Source organism: Nitratidesulfovibrio oxamicus (assembly GCF_015731765.1).
GTDB lineage: Bacteria > Desulfobacterota > Desulfovibrionia > Desulfovibrionales > Desulfovibrionaceae > Cupidesulfovibrio > Cupidesulfovibrio oxamicus.
Genome location: NZ_VRYY01000209.1, coordinates 1 through 19646 on the forward strand (window position 1 = coordinate 1; position 19646 = coordinate 19646).

The window sequence follows — 19646 nt, forward strand, 5'->3', positions numbered from 1 at the left end:
GGCCAGGGCGACGGTGCATGGTCCGCTTACCGGGTTGGCCCCTGCCCGCGCGCGGCAAGCCGGGCGCGCAGGTACGCGCCCAGCAGGGCGCCCGCATCGCCGGGGCCATTTTCACCGTCCTGGGCGAGGCCAAGGGCGTGCAGGTCTTCCGCCACCTGGCGTTCCATCTTTTCCGATTCCATGAACATCACGTAGACGAGGGCGATGGTGGCGTCGTTGTCTTCGCTGCCGTCGCACAAGGCCGTCAGGTGTTCGTGGGGCACGGTTTCCTGCAAACGGTCCACGAACATGCAAGCCCACTTGTCGTACAGCGATTCCGGCAGTTGGGGCACCATGGCCGACAGCACCCGCGTGCCCCGTTCGTCCATGTCGGGCATGGTCACGGCCATGAATTCCTCCAGAGCCTCGGTGCGGCGCCCCGCGTCGCGCGACAGATGGCGCTGCACGGTGGCGACGAGGTGGGCGCGGGCCTGGTCGGGAGAGAGGGAGGATGCGGACATGCGGGCTGCTCCTGCGGCCTGGTGATTTCCGTCGGGCGCCTTGCGCGGCCCGCGTGCTGCGCGGCAAACGTGCAAGGCATGACAAGGTGCGCAGCCTAGCCCAGGCAGGGCCGCCGTGCAAGGCTGGCGGGCCGGTGGGGCCGTTGGGGCCTGCTCGGTCTGTGCGGCGCAATGACGCGGTCGGCGCTGTCCCAACGAGGAGGCCGACGCGTCACCGTGCGGCAGGCGGGCTCGACCCGGGGCGAACTGGCGTTGCATCGCTGCTGGACCGGCGTGAGTTGGCATAGGGGGGCGCGAACCGGCGCAGGCAGGAATGGCCGATGCCCGCGCCGGGCGTGCAGGGCAGGGGCAGGAGGAACGGACAGGGCATGCGCATGCCAAAAGAACAATGCGGTTTCGCGTGGGCGAAACCGCATTGTCATTTTCGTAAAGTCGTCTGTTCGCGTACGTCCTGCGCCATTTCGTTGCGTCAGCGCACAAGCTCCGGCGGGGGCGAAGCCTGGCGTCGGCCCCGCCGCGGGTTCGTTACAGGGCGGCCCGGACGGCGGCCAGGGCGGCCTCGTAGTTGGGCTCGTGGCTCACTTCGGGCACTACTTCGGTGTAGGTGACCGTTCCGGACCGGTCCACCACGAAGATGGATCGGGTCAGCAGGCGCAGTTCCTTGATCACCACGCCGTAGGCGCTGCCAAAGGACAGGTCGCGGTGGTCGGACAGGGTTTCCAGCGCGTCCACACCGGCGGCGCCGCACCAGCGGGCCTGGGCGAACGGCAGATCGCAACTGATGGTCAGGATGCGCACGTCCGCACCAAGGCGGGTGGCTTCCTGATTGAAGCGCCGGGTTTCCATGTCGCATACGCCGGTATCAAGAGATGGCACGGCGGAGATGAGCAGCACCTTGCCGACGTAATCGGCCAGGGAGCGCGGGGACAGGTCGTTGGCCAGGGCGGAGAAGCCGGGGGCCTTGTCGCCCTTGGCCACCGGGGTGCCGGTGAGGGTGAGGGGGGTGCCCCTGAATGTGATGATGCCGGTACGGTCCATGGGTATCCGCCTCCTGCGGAAGGGGGTTCAAAGGGTCCGCCTCGCCGAAGCGAGGAGCCTTGGCGGTGTTTCGCGCCCTCTTGCGGGCGCGACGGCTTCGTGTCCGCCCATTTGCGACAGGTGACGGGCACGGCGGTTCGAAAAGCCATATCACAATGGGTGCGGCATGCAAACCGGAGCGGGATACTTTTTTCAGTTGGGGTTGCAAAAATGTATGTTTTTACAAAATCAGAATTAAAATTACACTCAATATTACTAAAATGAAAAAAGACAAGAAAACGTGATTTGTACAACATGCCGAATTCATTGAAGCAGACCATTTTGTAGCAAATGGCACGCTCCTTGCCTTTACCATGGCATCGTTCGGGTTTGCCCCTGTCCGTTCGGTCCGGCAGGGGGTGTACGTCAACACTTCGAGGAGGTTCACATGAACGCGGCGGATACCGCCTTCATCCTGGTCTGCTCCGCTCTGGTCATGTTCATGACCCCGGGGCTCGCCCTGTTCTACGGGGGGCTCGTGCGTGCGCGCAACGTGCTGTCCACCACCATGCACAGCTTCATTCTTCTGGGCGTGGCCAGCGTCGTCTGGGCGGTCATCGGCTACACGCTGGCGTTCGGCCCCGACATCGGCGGGGTCATCGGCGGGCTTGATTTCGCCTTCCTGAACGGCGTGGGCATGGAACCCAGCGAATCGGTCACCAACATCCCGCACCTTCTGTTCATGGTGTTCCAGTGCATGTTCGCGGTGATCACCCCGGCCCTCATTTCCGGCGCCTACGCCGAACGCATCCGCTTCCGCGCCATGCTGCTGTTCTCGGTGCTGTGGCTGTTGGTGGTGTACGCCCCCATGGCCCACTGGGTGTGGGGTGGCGGCTGGATGTTCGGCCTTGGCGCGCTTGACTTCGCCGGTGGCGCCGTGGTGCACATGAGCTCCGCCGCCGCCGCCCTGGCCGCCGCCCATGTGCTGGGCCGCCGCCATGGTTATGGCCGCGAGCCCTTCGTGCCCCACAACCTGCCCACGACCGTGCTTGGCGCGGGCATCCTGTGGTTCGGCTGGTTCGGCTTCAACGCCGGCAGCGCCCTTGCCGCCAACGGCCTTGCCGCCAACGCCTTCGTCACCACGCACCTGTGCGCTGCCGCCGCCGTCATCAGCTGGGTGGCCGCCGAATGGCTGCACACCGGCAAGCCCACCACCCTTGGTGCCGCTTCCGGCGCCGTGGCCGGGCTTGTGGTCATCACTCCCGCCGCCGGCTTCGTGGCCCCCATGCCCGCCATCATCATGGGCCTCATCGGCGGCGCCCTGTGCTACGGCGGCGTGCTGATGAAGCATGTCTTCAAGTACGACGACGCCCTGGACGTGGTGGGCGTGCACGGCGTGGGCGGCACCTTCGGCGCCCTGGCCACCGGCATCTTCGCCACCAGCGCCGTGAACACCGCCACCGGCCTGCTCGAAGGCAACCCCTCGCAGCTCTGGATCCAGTTCATCTCCGTGGTCGCGACCTGGCTGTTCTGCTACGTGGCCAGCCGCATCCTGTTCCATGTGGTTGACGCCCTCGTCGGCCTGCGCGCGGATACGGAGTCGGAAGTCGCGGGCCTCGACGTCAGCGAGCACAACGAGACGGGTTACCAGCTCTAAGCTTGCCGCTGCCGCCGTTGTCGCCTACAAGGCGGAAGGGGTCATCCCTTCCCTGAACACGAACCGAGCTTCAGGATGGACATCATGAAGAAACTTGAGATCATCATCCGCCCCTTCAAGCTGGACGAGGTCAAGGAAACGCTGGCTGGCCTTGACGTGAAGGGCATGACCGTCACGGAAGTAAAGGGCTTCGGCCGCCAGCGCGGCCACAAGGAAGTGTACCGCGGTGCCGAGTACCAGGTGGACTTCATGCCCAAGGTCAAGATCGAGGTCGTCGTGGACGACGCGCAGGTGAAGCCGCTGGTCGATGCGGTGGTCAAGGCTGCCCGCACCGGCAAGGTGGGCGATGGCAAGATCTTCATCTCGCCGGTGGAAGACGTGCTGCGCATCCGTACCGGTGAGACCGGCGTGGAAGCCATCTAGCTGCAACATATAGCAATCCATGGGCGGCGCCTCGGCAGCGAACGGGGCGCCGCCCGTCCATACCCACCTTCCACCCCCCATTTTTCCATGACGCAGGCACACGGGCCATCTTTCTCCGCTCCCGCCGGCAGTTCCGGCACGCCGCGCGATGCCGCCACGGTGTTGCGCGAAGGGCGCGCCGCGCTGCTCGAACGCCTGGACGCCTCCCAGCCCCCCCCTGACGCGGCACCGCAGGAAAATGCCTGCGCCGCCCGACCCGACGCCGTCAGGCCCGATGCGCACTGCCGCGACACCGCGCCCGCGTCCATATCCATGGCCGCAGGCGCATCGCGTTTCGAGCGGGCCTACAGTCGCCTGCTGGACGACTATTTTCGCCTTCGCTTCGCCGAACTGCGCGGCGGCCACGACAAGGTGGCCCTGGTGGCTGTGGGCGGCTATGGCCGCGAGGAACTGTGCCTGGGGTCGGACATCGACATCCTGATCCTGTGCGGTCGCTCCATCCCGCCGCAGGCCATCGACCTGGCCCAGCCGCTGTTTCTGCCCCTGTGGGACGCGGGCTACACCCTTGGGCACGGGTTCCGCACCATAGGCGACTGCGTGAAGCTGGCCGCCAAGGACCACAAGGTGCTGGCCAGCCTGCTGGACGCGCGGCTGATCACCGGCAACGAGGCACTGTTCCGCGAGATGGTGGACCGCCTGAACGACAAGGTGCTGCCGCGCCGGGGGGCCTCGTTCCTGTCCTGGAACGACGAGGAGCACGAGCGCAGGCGCGCCTCGCACGGCGACGGCGCAGTGCTGCTGGAACCCAACCTGAAGGAGGGTTTGGGCGGCCTGCGCGACTACCATCGCATCCTGTGGCTGGGCCGCATCCGCAACGAGGCGGGCACCGTGGAGGAAATCCTGGCCCAGGCCGGGTTCTCCGCGTCCGACGCCGCCCTCCTGCGCGAGAGCGTGGGCTTCCTGCACGACGTGCGCAACCTGCTGCACCATCTTTCACGCCGCAAGAACGACCAGTTGTTCCTTGACCTGCAACCGGAAATCGCTGCCCGTCTCGGCTTTCGCGAGTGCGGCAACCTGCTGGCCGTGGAATGCTTCCTGGGGCGCCTGCATCGGTGCATGTCGCACATCAAGGCGCTGTCCGCGGCCTTCCGGGGCACCCCCGGCGGCCCGGTGCACCCCGACCAGCCCTGCCCCGAGGTGGAAGGCCCCGTGGTCATGGCGGGCGGCACGCTGCACATCTGCCTGCCCGATCCGGCGGTGGTCACCCCCGGCCTGGCCCTTTCCGCCTTCGTGCGCGCCGCCGAATGGCCCGGTCCCGCTGCCCCAGCCCCCGACTGGAACACCCGCAAGGCCATGGAGAAGGCCCTGCAACAGGCCCTGTCCGGCGAGGAGGGCGCCCTTTCCGGCGCCGAGGTGGGCGCGGCGCTGATGCGCATCCTTGCTTCCGGCAAGGCGTTTCCGGTGCTTGGGCACATGGACGAGACGGGCCTTTTGCCCGCCATCCTGCCCGCCTATGCCGAAGCGCGCGACAGGGTGCAGTTTGACGGGTTTCATACCTATCCCGTGGGCATGCACACCCTGTTCGTGATCCGCCAACTGGAATCGCTGGCCAGCGATGATACCGAGCCGTTTTCCGGCTTCTGGCGCGGCGGCTGCCTGAGCGTGCCCAATGGGCAGGCCAGGCCTGGCGGGTCAGGTGGACTGGGCGGGTCAGGTGGACTGGGCGGGTCAGGTGGACTGGGCGGTCCAGGTGGACTGGGCGGGCTGGGGGCGCAGGACGCGGATGCCGCGCGCGACAGGCTGTGCCTGCTGATGGCCGCGCTGCTGCACGACCTTGGCAAGGGCGGGTCCGATGCCTCGCACCATTCCGAGGTGGGGGCCGAAATGGCCATGCGCCTGCTGGCCGAGTGGGACGCGCCGCCGGAGATCATCGACGACGTTGTCTTTCTGGTGCTGCACCACCTGCTGCTCATCCGCACCGCCCAGCGCCGCGACCTCAACGACGAGTCGGTGGTGGCCCAGTGCGCGGGCACCGTGGGCAGCCTGCGCCGCCTGAACATGCTCTACCTGCTTACCCATGCCGATTCCATGGCCACCGGCCACAAGGCGTGGAACCGCTGGACCGCCAGCCTGCTGTACGAACTGCACGGCAAGGTGGCCAACATGCTGCGCGACGGGCAGCTTGCGGGCACGCAGACCGCACAGGCCATCGTGCGCACGCAAGACATGGTGCGGTCCCTGGTGCGCGAGCGTCAGTCCGCCCTGCACTATACGCTGGAAACGGCGGGGCTGTACCTGGACGCCATGCCCTCGCGCTACCTGTTGGCCATGCCGCCGGAAGACATCGTGCGGCACATGTCGCTGGTCTACCAACTGAACCGCGACGTGGCCGAATCGCGCCGTCGTCTGCCCGAGGACCGGGCCGAGCGGGGCGTGGTGGTAGTGGAGGGCAGGCCCCTGCACGGCGGGCGCGACAGCGAACTGTGGGAAGTGCTGGTGGCCGCGCGCGACCAGTCCGGGCTGTTCGCCACCATTGCGGGCGTGCTTTCGCTGCACGGGTTGAACGTGTTCGGGGCCGATGCCTACGTGTGGAGCGACGGCACCGTGCTGGACATCTTTCACGTTACCGCGCCGCCGGACCCGCTGTACGCCCGGGATTTCTGGGGCAAGGTGCGCGGGGCCATCCATTTCGCGCTGACGGGCAAGCTGTCGCTGGATTACCGGCTGGAGCAGGCCCGTGCGTCCAACGCGCTGAAGCACAAGGTGCCCACGGTGTTGCTGGATGCGGTGCGCCGTCCGCCAGAGGTGCGTATCGACAACGAGTTGTCGGACTTCCACACCGTGGTCGAGGTGTTTGCGCCGGACCGCCCCGCACTGCTGTATGATGTCGCACGGGTGTTGCAGACGTTGCAGTTGGATATCCTGTTTGCCAAGATCGCCACGCTGGGCAACCGCACCTCGGACAGCTTTTCGGTGCGTACGGTGTATGGCCAGAAGATTACCGACGAGCAGCAAATGGACGAGGTGCGCGCGGCCCTGCTGCACGTGGTGTCGCAGTAGTGAAGTAAGATTGTTGAGGGCGGGGCTGCGGTAACGCGTGCGCCCTGCCGCAGAATCCGTCTTTTTGTGCCGGACGGCGTTGAATCGGCGTTTTTGATGCTCACGTACATGAGTACAGCTCTGCTTTCGCCCGCTGTAAGACTCGCGCTTCGCGCTTGCCTAACAGCGGGCGATCTGCGCTCAAAAATGCCGATTCGCCTTGTCCGGCGCAAAAACTCGTAATTCCTTGCATCGCGCCCGCACCAGCCATCCGCGCCGGGAGCCCGGCGCGGAGTGTAAGGAAGAAAGGCATGTCATCACAGGCAGGAAGGCAAAGAGAAATGCCGCTTTAAACATGCCGTGGGTATTCAGCTGTGCGCTCGGGATGCCAGTGCATCCCTTGGGAACGCACGTTTTTTTTGTTATCCAGCGTGGGCGACGCGACAATGCGGGGCAGGGCGAAGGCGCAATGGCCCGCGAACTGGTTTGCGCGGTGGTCGCGCGAATGGGGCCAGGGCCGGTCGGGCAGATTTTCACGGCACACGGAGGCAGCATGTTCGAGCGGTATGCCGCGCGGGTGGACGAGTGGCGCGACATTCATTCCGGGGTGGACTTCATCAACAGCCGCAAGCAGGGAGAGGCCGAGGCGCGCGCGCTGCTGGACGCTGCCTTCGGGCCGGGCGGCAGCGGTTTCATGTCCGCCGACGACTTTCGGGCCATGTGCATGGCCGTGAACCGTGAATGCATTGAGGGCAGCGTGCCCAAGCGCATCACCTGCACCCGTTTCGGGGCAGGGTACCCCTCGCTGTCGAGCCGTGCCGCGAACATGGCGGATGTCTTGCCTTGGCTGGCTGCTTTGTGGGCATTGCCGCCCGGCCCTGATCTGCACGAAGCTTTTCGTTTGCATGATGTGCACCGCCCGTCAGGGGTAGGAATTTTCGGGCAGTCGTTGCTGCTGTACCTGAAGTCCGGTTCGGTTGCCGACGCGGATGATGCTTCATTCTGCCTGCCCTGTACCCCGGCCCTGTGGCGTGGGCTGGGTTTCCTGAAAGGGGATTCGGTCAAAAAGTACGCCACACCGCGCGGCTGTGCTGACTACCGGATGTTTCTGCTCCACGCCCACGCCCTACGCGAGCGGTTCTGTCTGCTGCCGTTGGAGGTGGACTATATCCTGTCGCAAGGGGAGAGGTTGCGCATCTTCACGAGCTGAACTCACTCAGGCAGAGAGTCCGGAACATGCCGTCTGGCGAAGTGTCTGCTTCTGCCCGGCGGTATGTTTTGGTATGCGGGTGATTTTCCATGTAGCGGCGCAGTATTTCTGATCGGAACGTGGAAGCTGTCTTTTCCTGAACCTGTGATGCAGATGGGGTCCCGAGGAATATTAGGAAAGGGGTCCAGGGGGCGTGCCCCCTGGCCGCCGGAGGCATCCTTTTACCCCACACGCAAAAACGGGCCGCCCCAGATGGAGCGGCCCGTATGCATTCGTCGTACAGCCTGCGGCGCGGCGGACGCGCTACAGGATCTGGTTCAGGAACTTCTGCAGGCGCGGGTGCTTGGGCGCGCCGAAGAAATCCTGGGGCGCGTTTTCTTCCAGCACCTGGCCGTGGTCCATGAAGATGATGCGGTCGGCCACTTCGCGGGCAAAGCCCATTTCGTGGGTCACGCAGACCATGGTCATGCCTTCGCGGGCCAGGGTCACCATGACGTCCAGCACTTCGCCGATCATTTCCGGGTCAAGGGCGCTGGTGGGCTCGTCGAACAGCATGATCTTGGGGTTCATGGCCAGGGCGCGGGCAATGGCCACGCGCTGCTGCTGCCCGCCCGAAAGCATGGCCGGAAACACGTTGGCCTTGTCGCTGATGCCCACCTTCTTCAGCAGTTCCAGTGCCCGGCTTTCCGCCTCGGGGCGCGGGATCTTGCGCAGCCGCATGGGGGCCATGGTCAGGTTCTGCAGTACGGTCTTGTGCGGAAAGAGGTTGAAGCTCTGGAAGACCATGCCCAGTTCCTGGCGGATCTTGTTGATGTCGTTGTCGGGCGAGTTCACGTCCTGCCCGTCCACGATGATGGTGCCCTTGTCCACCGTTTCCAGCCGGTTGATGGAGCGCAGCAGGGTGGACTTGCCCGAGCCTGACGGCCCGCAGATGACCACCTTTTCACCGGGCATCACGTCAAGGCTGACGTCGTTGAGGGCCGTCAGCTCGCCGAAGAACTTCCAGGCGTGGCTGATGCGGATGATGGGTTCGACGCTATCGGCGGTCATAGTAGTTCAACCTCGATTCCATGATGCTGACGCCCTTGGACAGGAACAGCGTGATCAACAGGTAGATGAGGGCGACCATGGTGTACGTCTCGAAGTACAGGAAGCTCTCCGAGGCGAATTCGCGCCCGCGTCGCAGGATGTCGGCCACGGCGATGATGGACACCAGCGAGGTGTCCTTCAGCATGGCGATGAATTCGTTGCCCACCGGCGGCAGGATGGTGCGCCACGCCTGCGGCAGGATGACCATGAACATGGTCTCCGCCCGGTTGAAGCCCAGCGAGCGGGCGGCTTCGGTCTGGCCCTTGGAGATGGAGTCGATGCCCGCGCGGAACACCTCGCCCATGTAGGCGCCGTAGCACACGCTGAGGGCGATGATGGCGGCCAGCAGGTCCGGCACCTTCAGGAACCGGCCAAGGGCGTAGTAGATGTAGAAAAGCTGCACAAGCAGGGGAATGCCCCGCACCACCTCGACGTAGGTGGAAGCCACAAGGTTGATCAGCCGGTTGCGCGACAGGCGGCCAAGCCCGGTGATGAGCCCGATGGGGATGGAGCACAGGATGGACAGCACGGTCACCTTGAAGGTGACGGCAATGCCGTCCGGCAGAAATTGCAGTAACCGCCAGTATGGCTCTGGCCGGCTCGCGCACAGGTAGACGAGCGCGCCCAGCGCGCCCACGAAGGAGATGGACCACGCGGTTATGATCCGCCGTTCCTTCGGGTCCGGTATGATCGCGCCGTCGGTGATGACGATGCGGACGTTCTGGGGTTCGTTGGTCATGGCGTCTCTGAGGCTTTGACGTTGAAAAACGGGGGACCGGCGTAATACCGCCAGTCCCCCATGGTGCGCAAGTATCTAGCCGGGCACGGCTAGCGGCCGATCCACTTTTCGCGGAGCTGCTTGTCGATGCCCTTGGCCTTCACGGCGGCGATGCCCTTGTTCAGAAGGTCCAGTACTTCCTTGTTCCCCTTCTTCACGGCGATGCCGTAGAATTCCTTTTCCTGGGTTTCGATGACGAAGGCGATCTTCATCTTGGCGGCGTACTGTTCCTGCTGCAGGGCGTAGCTGGCGGCAACGGGATCGTCGCACACCACGCCGTCGATGCGACCGTTGAACAGGTCTTCCATGGCCAGGCCGATTTCGTCGTACGACTTGGCGGTGACGCCGGCGGTCTTCTTGATGGTGAAGTAGCCGGTGGTGCTGATCTGGCCGCCAAGGGTCTTGCCCTTCATGTCGTCCAGCTTGGTGGCGTTGGTGGTCTTGGGCACCACGAGGGCCTGGCGCACTTCGTAGTAGGGGGCGGTGAAGTCCATGGCGTTCTTGCGTTCGTCGGTGATGGACACCGACGAGACGATGGCGTCGTAGCTGCCGGATTCGAGCCCGGCGAAGATGCCGTCCCAGGCCACGTTCTTGTGCACGATCTTGAAGCCCGCTTCCTTGGCCATGGCGTCGGTGTAATCGACGGAGAAGCCGACGAGGTTCTTGTTCGCGTCAACAAATTCCATGGGCGGCCAGGTGGCGTCCTGGGCAACGACGATGGTCTTCTCGGCAAAGGCCACGTTGGCGGTGACCAGCAGGGCCGCAAGGGTGAGGACGATCTTCTTCAGCATCCCGGATTCTCCTCTGGACATGTGGTTGGTGTGACGGACGGACTTCCTTTTCTGGAGCATAAGTGAGCAGATTGTCAATGAATGAGTGAGAAAACGCCAGCCCCTTGCGGCATGGTTGACACATTTGTCACCACTTCGCGGGGCGGTGTGCGCTCTCTACATCCAGTTGAAGATGGCCGTCACCAGGATGGGCACGGCCACGGTCAGCACCATGCCGCTGAACACGGCGATGATGCCGTACCGCTCCCCGGCGTAGCGGGCGATGATGGGCAGGCAGGTGTCCATGCTGGTGGCCCCGCCCGCCATCACCGGGGCCAGCCCGCCGAACCGGCGCACCAGCAGGGGGGCGGACAGCAGGGTGACCAGTTCGCGCGATATGTTGGCGATGAGCGCCATGGAGCCGAGGGCTGCATCGCCCATTTTCGTTATCATGATGCTGGACAGGCTGTAGTAGCCAAAGCCCGCGCCCACGCCCAGCACGTCGCGCAGGGGCATGTCGCCCAGCAGGGCCCAGGCCGCCAGCGAGCCGCCAAGGGTCCCGATGCCCACGAACAGCGGCACCAGGGCCACCTTCACGTGCAACTCGCGCAGGATGCGGAACGAGCGTGTATCGAACCCGATGCCCATGCCCACCACGAACAGCAGCATGTACAGCGCCCACGAGGCCAGGTCGCCCGCCTGGTCGGCCCTGGGGATGACGTCCAGCCTGCCCAGCAGCACGCCGGACAGGAAGAAGCCGAGAATGATCAGACTGCCCTTCATGGCCGGTCTCCCGTGTGCGCAGTGACAGGGGGAGTGGCCGCACCCGTTTCCGGCGAGGCCGGGTGGGTGGCGCCGGGGCCGTCCAGGGCGCCGCGCAACAGCACATGTTGCAGCAGCCACCCTGCCGCAACGCTGCCCGCCAGTGACGCCATGCTGATGACCACGGCCCGCAGGCCGATGTCGCCAGCCTTGGCCACCAGCGCGTCGTCCGACCCCAGTGACAGGCCCAGCAGAAACAGTAACGTGTAAATGGACCATGTGGTCAGCCGGTCAACGGCGCCGACAACGGCGGGGCGTGAGCGCAGCAGGTAGCCCGCGGGCACGCCCACGGCTATGCAGCCTATTTCGACGATCATGAAAACTGTCCTTGCGCGGCGTGGCTTGAACACGCCGCCATGATGCGCGGCAACGGGCCGCCGATTCAGGGAAAGGCCAGCGGTAGCCTGCCCGTACCGGGCTGTCAACCTGGAGTCCCGCAGGAGGGCCGGACAGGGGGAGAGTAAGGGGGGCGGACTGGGCGAAGGGCAGGATAGGCGGCGGACGGTGACAGCACCGGGCGGGAGGGGCCGACAGGGGGGGCAGGGAGGCTGGGGCAAGAAGGAACGTTGTCCTCGGGTCGCGCGGCAAAAAAATCGGAAAAACCCCCCGCCCGTGATGCGCGTCACGCATTGTCCGGCCAGAGCACCTATATTGTGGGCGAGGGCGGTGGAAACCACTCCGCCCCGCAACAGACAACACCGGGCGCACACCGCCGCCCGCGACAACCATGACGACAATGAACCAGACAAGGAGACGACCATGCGCCACATCCGCCTCGACGACATGCGTATCTTCAAGGACGCCGGGTTCGCCATGAATCTGGTGCACGACTCGGAAAACTTCAAGATCATCAATTTCAACTTCAAGGCCGGGCAGGAACTGCCCGTGCACAGCCACGACATCGACGGCGAACTGGCCATCACCGTCATCGAGGGCGAGGGCGAATTCCTGGGCGCGGACGGAGCGGCCATCCCCGCGAAGCAGGGCGACATGCTGGTCTCGGAAATCCGGGTGCCCCATGGGGTGCGGGCAAAGACCGAGATGCGGGTCGTTGTCGTCATCGCCCCGCCCATCTAGGGCAAACCGTCTTGCCGTTCGTCGGTGCACGCCATGGGCGGCAACCCGGCGTACGTCCGCCGTCAGCAACCAGAAAGGGAGGCTCCAAGGGCCTCCCTTTCTGGTTGTCGCCAAGGCACGTTTGTGGATGACTCCGGCGGCTGTCCCTTGAGCTTCTTGTTTTATGTTGCTGCAATATTTTGAAAACATAATTGGAAATCTTTGGAAGAACGAGGAAGACCCTTTGCACGCCTTGCGGACGCCATCCGCACGATGCGGAGGCCCGCCCGCGGCAACCGCAAGAGAACCCCTCTCCTGCGTGCATCCGGGGGTGTCGGCGGTCTGAAACGAACGAAGGGAGGCCCCCATGGGGCCTCCCTTCGTTATTCACTGGTCCGGTTGTACGGTCCGCTACCTGGCCACCTTGGCGCGGCGCATCTGGATGTAGGCGTTGCGCACCGAGGTGTACGGCTCCACCGCGCTCTTGGTCACGGTTTCATAGCCAGAGATGACCTCGTCGGCCTTGTTGAATTCGCCGTAACCGCGTCCCGCGATGTATTCGGTGGAGCCATCGACCATGTAGCCGAACGGGTCGGCAAGATAGTCGCCAGCAAGGCCCACGCTGTCGCGCAGGGTGCTGGGGCCGATCAACGGCCAGACGATGTAGAACCCTTCGCCCGCGCCCCACGCGCCAAGGGTTTGGCCGAAGTCTTCCTTGTCCGGCTCCACTATGGGCTTGTCCTTTTTTGCAACGTCGATGAACCCGGCCATGCCCACGGTGGAATTGATGATGAACCTGCCCATCTCCACCCCGGCTTCGTTGGGCTTGCCCTGCAGCAGGCAGTTCAGGAAGCGGATGGGAAAGGCGAGGTTGTGGAAGAAATTGCGGACGCCGCTGCGCAGTTCGTCAGGCGTCACGGCCACGTAGCCCTTGTGCACCGGCTTGATGACCTTGAGCAGCAGCACGTCGTTGACGGCGAACCACATGCGGTTCCAGTTTTCCAGCGGGTCGGCCACCATGTCTTCGTTGTTGGTGTCGTAGTCATCAAGATCCGCTGTCACCGTGGGCGGGGCATGGGGCGTCCCTTCGGCGGGCATGTCGGCGCTGGCGGTCGCCGGCGTCAGCAGCAGGGCACAGACAAGGCACGCCGTGCACAGCGCGGTGTTGATGCGGAACGAACCTGCGGCCATGTGCATTCCTCCGAAGGCGGGTTCTTGTTCGTGCGGCGGACTACTTGCCGGGCTGTCCCGGCTGTCCCGATTGGGCGGGCTGCTTGCGCACCTCGTCGGCCTTGACGCGCACCCGCTCGATGAGCTGGTCTGCGGTGCCCTTTTCCAGCAGATCCTGGAACTGGGTCCGGTAGTTCTTCACCATGCTCACGCCCTCGATGATCACGTCGTACACCACCCAGTTCTGCTGGCGATTCTGGAGCATGCGGTAGGCAACGGGCACCTGCTTGTCCTTGATCACCACGGTGGTCTGCACCTCGACCTTGTCGCCCTTGCCGCTGACAAGCTCGCCGGTGAACAGAACCTGCTGGCCGGTGTAGCCGTCGAACTTTTCAAGGTAGGTGGCCCGCAGCAGCGAGGCGAAGGCCTCGGCAAAACGGTCCTGCTGGTCTGGGGTGAACGAGGGCCAGTTCATGCCCACGGTGCGGGCCGAGAATTCGCGAAAATCGAAGATGCGGCGGATTTCGTTCTCCACCTGGTCCATGAGCGCGGGGCGCTGGGCTGCGTCGGTGTAACCGGGCTGCTTCACTATGTCGAGAATGCGGTCCACCGAGGTCTTCAGGGCCGTGCGGGCGGCGCCCGCACTGTCCGTGGCGGCAAGGGCCGGAGCGGCCCAGGCAAGCAGGGCGCAGAGCAGGGCGCAGGACAGGGATTTGAAAAGCGGCGCGGCAAGAAGGACACCGCGACGGACAGTGTGCATGAGCATGCCTAGACTCCTCCGAACACGTACTTGCTGATCAGCGATTCGATGTCGATGGCCGATTCGGTTTCCGTGATTTCGTCGCCTTCGCCAAGCTGGTCCGGAGAACCGCCGGGTGAAAGCTTGATGTACTTGTCGCCAATGAGGCCGCTGGTCTTTACCGAAGCAATGACATCGTCGGTCAGGTGCACGCCTTCCTGCATGCGCAGGCTGACCATCGCCACCGGCTTGTCCGGCGCCAGCGTGATGCCCGCCACGCGCCCCACGGGCACGCCCGCGATTTCCACCTCTGCCCCCACGCGCAGGCCGGTGATGGAGGTGAACCGGGCGTGCACGGTGTAGCCCTTGTCGGACAACAGTTCCATGCGCCCCAGCTTTATGGTGAGGTAGCCGACGCACAGCAGCCCGATAAGCACGAAGATGCCGACCGATGTTTCTCGCGAATACTTTTTCATGCTGCCCTTCCCGTATCCGTTGGGGCTTTGGTTGACGGTAGTTGTCGTGCCTGCCGCGGCGGCCAGGCACCGGAATCTGCCGGACTCCGCGTGCCAGCGGTTCTGCCTTGCGTCAGCGTTCCAGCCAGGCGTCAAGGGCCTGCTGCACCTCTGGCGCCAGCGATACCCCGGTCCGTTGGTCCTCGTCGGCCCGACGATCCAGAAAGCTGCGTACATACGGATCGTCTGACGCGCGCAGCGCATCCACCGGCCCCGCGAAGGCCGCCGTGCCGTCGTGCAGCATGAGCACGTAATTGGCGATGGCGTCCAGGCTGCGCAGGTCGTGGCTGACCACAACAATGGTCATGCCGGGAAAATTTGCCCGCATGTCCAGCAGCAGTTGGTCCATGCGCGCGGCGTTGACCGGGTCCAGGCCCGATGTCGGCTCGTCGCACAGCAGGATGGGCGGGTCCATGACAATGGCCCGCGCCAGCCCCGCGCGCTTGCGCATGCCGCCGGAAAGCTGGTTGGGGTAGTAGTCCGCGTAGTCGGCCAGCCCCACCAGGGCCAGCTTGTGCAGCACGATCTGGCGGACGGTGGCCTTGGGCAGGCCGGTGTGCTCGCGCAGGGGCAGGGCCACGTTGTCGCCCAACGTCAGCGAACCCAGCAGCGCCCCGTCCTGGAACAGCACCCCCATGCGCCGCCGCACCTTGCGGAAATCGCGCCCGGCAAGGGCGAACAGGTCGCGCCCGCCCACCGAAAGGGTGCCCGCCATGGGGCGTTGCAGGCCCAGCACATGCCGCAGCAGGGTAGACTTGCCGCAGCCCGAGCCGCCGATGATCATGGAAATTTCGCCCGCGGGCAGCAGCGCGTTCACGTCGCGCAGCACCACGTGGTCGCCGTAGCCCACCGCCAGGCCGTCAAGCCGTATGTCCCATCCGGAATTAGCGCGCATGGCCGTGGTCTCTTACAGCAGGAACGAGGTCAGCGCGTAGTCGGCCACAAGCACGAACACGCACGAAAGGACCACGGCGGAGGTGGTGGAGTTGCTGACGCCCTCGGGCCCCACGCCGTCGCGGCGCATGTGGGTGAAATACCCCTGGTAGCAGCTTACCGTGGCCACGATGACCGCGAACAGCAGCGACTTCATGAAGCCGCCGGTGATGTCGGCCATCTCGACGCTGGACTGGATGCGATAGAAGTACACGCCCTCGTTGATGCCCAGCAGGGTGACGCCCGTGACGTAGCCGCCAAGGATGCCCACCACGTCGAACACCGCCGTCAGCAGCGGGAAGGAAATCAGCGATGCGGCGATGCGCGGGGCCACCAGGTAGGCCATGGGGTTGATGTCCATGACATCCAGCGCGTCGATCTGGTCGGTGATGCGCATGACCCCGATTTCGGCGGCCATGGACGACCCGGCCCGGCCCGTGACCATGATGGCCGTCAGCACCGGCCCCAGTTCGCGGATCAGCGAAAGGGCCACGGCGGCGCCCAGCAGCCCCTCGGACCCGAACTTGACCAGCGTGTAGTACCCCTGCAGGCCCAGCACCATGCCGGTGAATACCCCGATGAGCAGGATGACGAACAGCGACTTGGAGCCGATGACGAACACCTGGTTCAGTATCTTGGGTATCTGCTTGGGCGAGGCGAAGATGAGGCGCAGGCCGTCCGCCAGGAACAGGAACATGGCCCCCATCTCGCCCAGCAGGCGCAGGGTTGCCGCGCCAAGGGCGGTAACGGGGGCGAGTATGCCGGGGCCTGTGCTCATGCTGTCCTCTTCCGGTGGCGCGGCGACTGGCCGCGCGGGTGCCCGCGGGATTTGCGGGCGGTTCGAAACGCTTCGGCAGGGTGCCGGAATGGGCCTGCCCGTTTCAGGCGTCTTTACATCCTTCCAAGGTAGTCCCGCCGCAACATGCCGTCAAGGCTGCCCTATCGGGACGCCGGCGTCTTGCTGCGCAGGATGACCTTGTCGATGCCGTGCCTGGCAAGCGCGGCGCGCAACTGGCGCGTGTCCTCGGGGGTGCCCCGGAACAGCGCGTTCAGACGGTACCACGACACGCCGTTTTCCACCGATGAATCCAGGCGTACCTTGATGCCGGAGGCTTCCAGCTTGGCCTTCAGGGCGTTGGCTGGGTCCGCCGCCTTGTAGGCCGCCACCTGGTACACGTAGTCGAAGCGCTCGCCGTCGGCGGGCTTGGACTCCGCCGCCCGGGCGTCCTTGGAATCCCTGGCGTCCTTGGAATCCTTGGCATCTTTCGGAACGGCGGCGGTGGTCGCCGTAGCTTTCTTGTCGTCCTTTTTGGCGTCGGGCTTGGCCTCGGCCTTCTGGGCGGTCTTGGAATCCGCCTTGGCCTCGGGTTTGGCCGCCGTCTTGGCGTCCTTTTTCGGGTCGGGCTTCTGGTCTTTCTTGGCGTTCTTGGCCACGATTTCCGAAGCGTTCACCGCCACCCCCGCGTTGCCGGAAACCGGGGCGGGCTTGGCGCGCAGTGAATCCATGAACTGGAGGTCTTCCGGCTTGATGACCCCGCCGGGCATGGGGGTGGGTTGCGAGGCGTTGACGGCGGGCTTGGGCATGATGCGGTCGATGCCCAGGCGTTCTTCCGGGTTGTAGCCGCGCCCCACGATGACGCCGAGCACGAACACCCAGCCGAAGCCGATGATGGCCACGATGCCCGCCGAAATGAGCGAGGGCAGGGTGACGTTGATGGTGTAGACGCCCTTCTTGCGTCCGCCATCCTTCGTCCCCTGGCCGCCACGCCCGTTTTGCGGGCCCGGTCCGTTCTGCCCTTGTCTGGGTGCTGCCATGCCTTGTTCCCGCGCTATGGCGCGCTACATGGCCTCTGGCGCTTCGACGCCAAGCAGGTTCAGGCCGTTGGCCACGGCCTGGCCCACGGCGCGCAGCAGGGCAAGGCGGGCCACGATGGTTTCCGCGTCGGCGGCGTTCAGCACCGGCACCTTGGCGTAGTAGCTGTGCAGGGCGCCCGCCACTTCCATCAGATAGAAGCTGACGTGGTGCGGGGCCAGCCCTTCGGCTGCGGCGGAAAGGGTGTCGGGCATGCGGTCCACAAGGCGCAGCAGGTCCAGTTCCTCCGGCAGGGTCAGCGGGGCCAGCGCCGCCGCGTCCAGCCGCGCGGGCAGGACGATGGCGCGTTCCGCCGCCTTGCGCAGCACGGCGCACACACGGGCGTGGGCGTACTGCACGTAGTACACCGGGTTGTCCATGGAGCGCTGCTTCACCAGTTCCAGGTCGAAGTCGAGGTGGCTGTCGCTCTTGCGCGAAAGGAACATGAACCGCGCGGCGTCGGCGCCCACTTCCCTGACCACGTCGTGCAGGGTCTCGAACTGCCCGGCGCGGGTGGACATGGCGATCTGCTCGCCGTTCTGCAGCAGGTTCACCAGTTGCACCAGGATCACGTCGAACTGTTCGGGCCGCTTGCCCAGCGCGGCCACGGCGGCGCGCATGCGCGGCACGTAGCCGTGGTGGTCGGCGCCCCAGATGTCCACCACGAGGTCGAAGCCCCGGTCGTACTTGTTGTCATGGTAGGCGATGTCCGAGGCGAAGTAGGTCAGGGTGCCGTCGGACTTGCGCAGCACGCGGTCCTTGTCGTCGCCGAGGGTGGTGGTGCGGAACCACAGCGCGCCGTCCTGCTCGAAGGCAAGGCCGGCGGCCTTCAGCCGCTCGAAGGTCTTTTCCACCGCGCCCTCGCGCACCAGCGAAAGCTCGGAGAACCACACCTGATGCTCCACGCGGAAGTCGGCAAGATCCTGCTTGATGCCGTCCATGATGGAGTTCATGGCGTATTCGAAGCAGCGGTCCTGGCCTTCGGCTTCGGGCAGGTCCACAAGGCCGGGGTCTTTGGCCAGCATCTCGGCGGCGATGTCCTTGATGTAGTCGCCGCGATAGAAATCCTCGGGCAGGGTGAACGGGCGACCGGAAAGCTCCAGCGCGCGCAGCCAGACGGAAAGGCCCAGCAGGCGCATCTGCCGACCGGCGTCGTTGATGTAGTATTCGGTGGTCACGTCGTACCCGGCAAAGCGCAGCACGCGCGCCAAGCAGTCGCCAAGGGCGGCTCCGCGCCCGTGGCCGATGTGCAGCGGCCCGGTGGGGTTGGCGGACACGTACTCCACCTGCGCCTTGCGGCCCGCGCCCACGGCGGTGGCGCCGTAGCGGTCGCCCGCGGCTTCCACGTGCAGCACGGTTTCGCGCCAGAAATCGGGCGAGTAGGTGACGTTCAGGAAGCCCGGCCCGGCGATGTCCACGGAGGCGATGGCCGGGTCGGAATCGCGCAGGGCACCGGCAAGGCGCGAGGCCAGTTCGCGCGGGGGAACCCCCGCGTCTTTCGAAAGCACCAGGGCGATGTTGGCGGCAAGGTCGCCGAACGACTTGTCGCGGGGCGGTTCAAGGGTGGCCTTTTCGGGCCAGGAAAGCCCCATGTCCTTCACGATGGCCTGAAGGGAGGCCAGCAGCTGCTGACGTGCGCGCATGGATGTATGGTGTCCTGTTGGCTTGTGGGATTGTGCCGTCTGTGTGGGCGGCGGCTGGCCGCTGTTCGCTGGCTGCCGTACGAAAAATGTGCGGATTCCGCCGTGCGGAAGTGCCGAAGCGCACCGGACTTAGCCGGATATCACTGGATATCCCCGGATATCACCGGACCTCGCCGGACTCCGCCGCAGATCGCCGGATGGCCCGAGGTTGCCCTCACCTGCCTGCAAAGGCCCGCAAGCGGCCTGTCGCGCGGGTGGGCGGGCACGGAGCCGCAAGGGCGGGGCGCTTGTCCGAAGTGGGTCGTGTACCAGAAAACGGCGCGACTGCAAAGCCGTCGGGACGCGCGGCAGCGGCGGGGTGCACGCGGCGCCGGGGCGGGGAACATGGCGGTGACGCGTTGCGTGTTTGCCGCGATGCAGGCAGGGCCAGCCG

The 19646-nt window shown here is 65.3% G+C and carries 19 protein-coding genes; 5 read left to right on the plus strand and 14 right to left on the minus strand.

The window, feature by feature from the left end; genetic code table 11:
- Positions 1–26: 26 nt before the first annotated feature.
- Together FVW20_RS08305 and tpx are read right to left on the minus strand one after the other, a co-directional pair.
- A complete protein-coding gene (locus tag FVW20_RS08305; RefSeq protein ID WP_196609048.1) occupies positions 27–500 on the minus strand; it encodes a hypothetical protein in 474 nt (157 codons plus the stop codon).
- Positions 501–1025: 525 nt separating this feature from the next.
- Positions 1026–1538, minus strand: a complete 513-nt coding sequence (gene tpx, locus FVW20_RS08310) for a thiol peroxidase (RefSeq protein ID WP_196609049.1) — start codon at positions 1536–1538, stop codon at positions 1026–1028.
- 427 nt (positions 1539–1965) lie between these two features.
- Here tpx and FVW20_RS08315 point away from each other — a divergent pair, with 427 nt between their 5' ends.
- The 4 genes from FVW20_RS08315 (at position 1966) to FVW20_RS08330 (ending at position 7846) form a co-directional block, all read left to right on the plus strand.
- Positions 1966–3174 (plus strand): ammonium transporter, encoded by a 1209-nt coding sequence (locus tag FVW20_RS08315; RefSeq protein ID WP_196609050.1) that lies wholly within the window; start codon positions 1966–1968, stop codon positions 3172–3174.
- A gap of 84 nt (positions 3175–3258) precedes the next feature.
- Positions 3259–3597: a P-II family nitrogen regulator gene (locus tag FVW20_RS08320; RefSeq protein WP_012612013.1), complete on the plus strand. Its 339-nt coding sequence runs from the start codon at positions 3259–3261 to the stop codon at positions 3595–3597.
- Positions 3598–3684: 87 nt separating this feature from the next.
- Positions 3685–6657, plus strand: coding sequence for a bifunctional uridylyltransferase/uridylyl-removing protein GlnD (locus FVW20_RS08325; RefSeq protein ID WP_196609051.1), 2973 nt, complete (start codon positions 3685–3687; stop codon positions 6655–6657).
- 448 nt (positions 6658–7105) lie between these two features.
- The gene (locus FVW20_RS08330) at positions 7106–7846 is read left to right on the plus strand and encodes a hypothetical protein (protein ID WP_231038970.1); all 741 of its coding nucleotides are present in this window, start codon (positions 7106–7108) and stop codon (positions 7844–7846) included.
- 303 nt (positions 7847–8149) lie between these two features.
- Here FVW20_RS08330 and FVW20_RS08335 read toward each other — a convergent pair whose 3' ends face one another.
- From FVW20_RS08335 to FVW20_RS08355, 5 genes are all read right to left on the minus strand, one after another.
- A complete protein-coding gene (locus FVW20_RS08335; protein WP_231038971.1) occupies positions 8150–8896 on the minus strand; it encodes an amino acid ABC transporter ATP-binding protein in 747 nt (248 codons plus the stop codon).
- Entirely contained in the window at positions 8883–9674 is a 792-nt protein-coding gene (locus FVW20_RS08340; protein WP_196609052.1) for an amino acid ABC transporter permease, read from the minus strand. The genes FVW20_RS08335 and FVW20_RS08340 overlap by 14 nt, the downstream gene beginning before the upstream one ends.
- Before the next feature lie 89 nt (positions 9675–9763).
- Complete coding sequence (locus FVW20_RS08345; protein WP_196609053.1) at positions 9764–10504, minus strand: basic amino acid ABC transporter substrate-binding protein; 741 nt, start codon at positions 10502–10504, stop codon at positions 9764–9766.
- Positions 10505–10660: 156 nt separating this feature from the next.
- The gene (locus FVW20_RS08350) at positions 10661–11266 is read right to left on the minus strand and encodes a LysO family transporter (protein ID WP_196609054.1); all 606 of its coding nucleotides are present in this window, start codon (positions 11264–11266) and stop codon (positions 10661–10663) included.
- Positions 11263–11622, minus strand: a complete 360-nt coding sequence (locus tag FVW20_RS08355) for a LysO family transporter (RefSeq protein WP_196609055.1) — start codon at positions 11620–11622, stop codon at positions 11263–11265. The genes FVW20_RS08350 and FVW20_RS08355 overlap by 4 nt, the downstream gene beginning before the upstream one ends.
- Positions 11623–12064: 442 nt before the next feature.
- Between FVW20_RS08355 and FVW20_RS08360 the strand changes: the two genes are divergently transcribed.
- Entirely contained in the window at positions 12065–12382 is a 318-nt protein-coding gene (locus FVW20_RS08360; protein ID WP_167121790.1) for a cupin domain-containing protein, read from the plus strand.
- Between the two features lie 390 nt (positions 12383–12772).
- On the opposite strand, the gene FVW20_RS08365 is transcribed toward FVW20_RS08360, so the two are convergent.
- The 7 genes from FVW20_RS08365 to argS all read right to left on the minus strand — a co-directional run bounded on the left by FVW20_RS08365 (position 12773) and on the right by argS (position 19213).
- Positions 12773–13552, minus strand: a complete 780-nt coding sequence (locus FVW20_RS08365; protein WP_196609056.1) for an MlaA family lipoprotein — start codon at positions 13550–13552, stop codon at positions 12773–12775.
- Between the two features lie 40 nt (positions 13553–13592).
- The gene (locus FVW20_RS08370) at positions 13593–14297 is read right to left on the minus strand and encodes a Tgt2/MlaC family protein (protein ID WP_196609057.1); all 705 of its coding nucleotides are present in this window, start codon (positions 14295–14297) and stop codon (positions 13593–13595) included.
- 2 nt (positions 14298–14299) lie between these two features.
- Positions 14300–14746: an outer membrane lipid asymmetry maintenance protein MlaD gene (gene mlaD / locus FVW20_RS08375; RefSeq protein WP_196609058.1), complete on the minus strand. Its 447-nt coding sequence runs from the start codon at positions 14744–14746 to the stop codon at positions 14300–14302.
- 112 nt (positions 14747–14858) lie between these two features.
- Positions 14859–15680: an ABC transporter ATP-binding protein gene (locus tag FVW20_RS08380; protein WP_196609059.1), complete on the minus strand. Its 822-nt coding sequence runs from the start codon at positions 15678–15680 to the stop codon at positions 14859–14861.
- 12 nt (positions 15681–15692) lie between these two features.
- Positions 15693–16496: an MlaE family ABC transporter permease gene (locus FVW20_RS08385; RefSeq protein WP_196609060.1), complete on the minus strand. Its 804-nt coding sequence runs from the start codon at positions 16494–16496 to the stop codon at positions 15693–15695.
- A gap of 161 nt (positions 16497–16657) precedes the next feature.
- Complete coding sequence (locus tag FVW20_RS08390) at positions 16658–17533, minus strand: SPOR domain-containing protein (RefSeq protein ID WP_196609061.1); 876 nt, start codon at positions 17531–17533, stop codon at positions 16658–16660.
- A gap of 24 nt (positions 17534–17557) precedes the next feature.
- The gene (gene argS, locus FVW20_RS08395) at positions 17558–19213 is read right to left on the minus strand and encodes an arginine--tRNA ligase (protein WP_196609062.1); all 1656 of its coding nucleotides are present in this window, start codon (positions 19211–19213) and stop codon (positions 17558–17560) included.
- Positions 19214–19646: the final 433 nt, after the last annotated feature.

Bases quoted from the DNA above. Each gene is read 5' to 3' on its own strand.
- FVW20_RS08305 (WP_196609048.1), bottom strand. From the start codon at position 500: ATGTCCGCATCCTCCCTCTCTCCCGACCAGGCCCGCGCCCACCTCGTC.
- tpx (WP_196609049.1), bottom strand. From the start codon at position 1,538: ATGGACCGTACCGGCATCATCACATTCAGGGGCACCCCCCTCACCCTC.
- FVW20_RS08315 (WP_196609050.1), top strand. From the start codon at position 1,966: ATGAACGCGGCGGATACCGCCTTCATCCTGGTCTGCTCCGCTCTGGTC.
- FVW20_RS08320 (WP_012612013.1), top strand. From the start codon at position 3,259: ATGAAGAAACTTGAGATCATCATCCGCCCCTTCAAGCTGGACGAGGTC.
- FVW20_RS08325 (WP_196609051.1), top strand. From the start codon at position 3,685: ATGACGCAGGCACACGGGCCATCTTTCTCCGCTCCCGCCGGCAGTTCC.
- FVW20_RS08330 (WP_231038970.1), top strand. From the start codon at position 7,106: ATGGCCCGCGAACTGGTTTGCGCGGTGGTCGCGCGAATGGGGCCAGGG.
- FVW20_RS08335 (WP_231038971.1), bottom strand. From the start codon at position 8,896: ATGACCGCCGATAGCGTCGAACCCATCATCCGCATCAGCCACGCCTGG.
- FVW20_RS08340 (WP_196609052.1), bottom strand. From the start codon at position 9,674: ATGACCAACGAACCCCAGAACGTCCGCATCGTCATCACCGACGGCGCG.
- FVW20_RS08345 (WP_196609053.1), bottom strand. From the start codon at position 10,504: ATGCTGAAGAAGATCGTCCTCACCCTTGCGGCCCTGCTGGTCACCGCC.
- FVW20_RS08350 (WP_196609054.1), bottom strand. From the start codon at position 11,266: ATGAAGGGCAGTCTGATCATTCTCGGCTTCTTCCTGTCCGGCGTGCTG.
- FVW20_RS08355 (WP_196609055.1), bottom strand. From the start codon at position 11,622: ATGATCGTCGAAATAGGCTGCATAGCCGTGGGCGTGCCCGCGGGCTAC.
- FVW20_RS08360 (WP_167121790.1), top strand. From the start codon at position 12,065: ATGCGCCACATCCGCCTCGACGACATGCGTATCTTCAAGGACGCCGGG.
- FVW20_RS08365 (WP_196609056.1), bottom strand. From the start codon at position 13,552: ATGGCCGCAGGTTCGTTCCGCATCAACACCGCGCTGTGCACGGCGTGC.
- FVW20_RS08370 (WP_196609057.1), bottom strand. From the start codon at position 14,297: ATGCTCATGCACACTGTCCGTCGCGGTGTCCTTCTTGCCGCGCCGCTT.
- mlaD (WP_196609058.1), bottom strand. From the start codon at position 14,746: ATGAAAAAGTATTCGCGAGAAACATCGGTCGGCATCTTCGTGCTTATC.
- FVW20_RS08380 (WP_196609059.1), bottom strand. From the start codon at position 15,680: ATGCGCGCTAATTCCGGATGGGACATACGGCTTGACGGCCTGGCGGTG.
- FVW20_RS08385 (WP_196609060.1), bottom strand. From the start codon at position 16,496: ATGAGCACAGGCCCCGGCATACTCGCCCCCGTTACCGCCCTTGGCGCG.
- FVW20_RS08390 (WP_196609061.1), bottom strand. From the start codon at position 17,533: ATGGCAGCACCCAGACAAGGGCAGAACGGACCGGGCCCGCAAAACGGG.
- argS (WP_196609062.1), bottom strand. From the start codon at position 19,213: ATGCGCGCACGTCAGCAGCTGCTGGCCTCCCTTCAGGCCATCGTGAAG.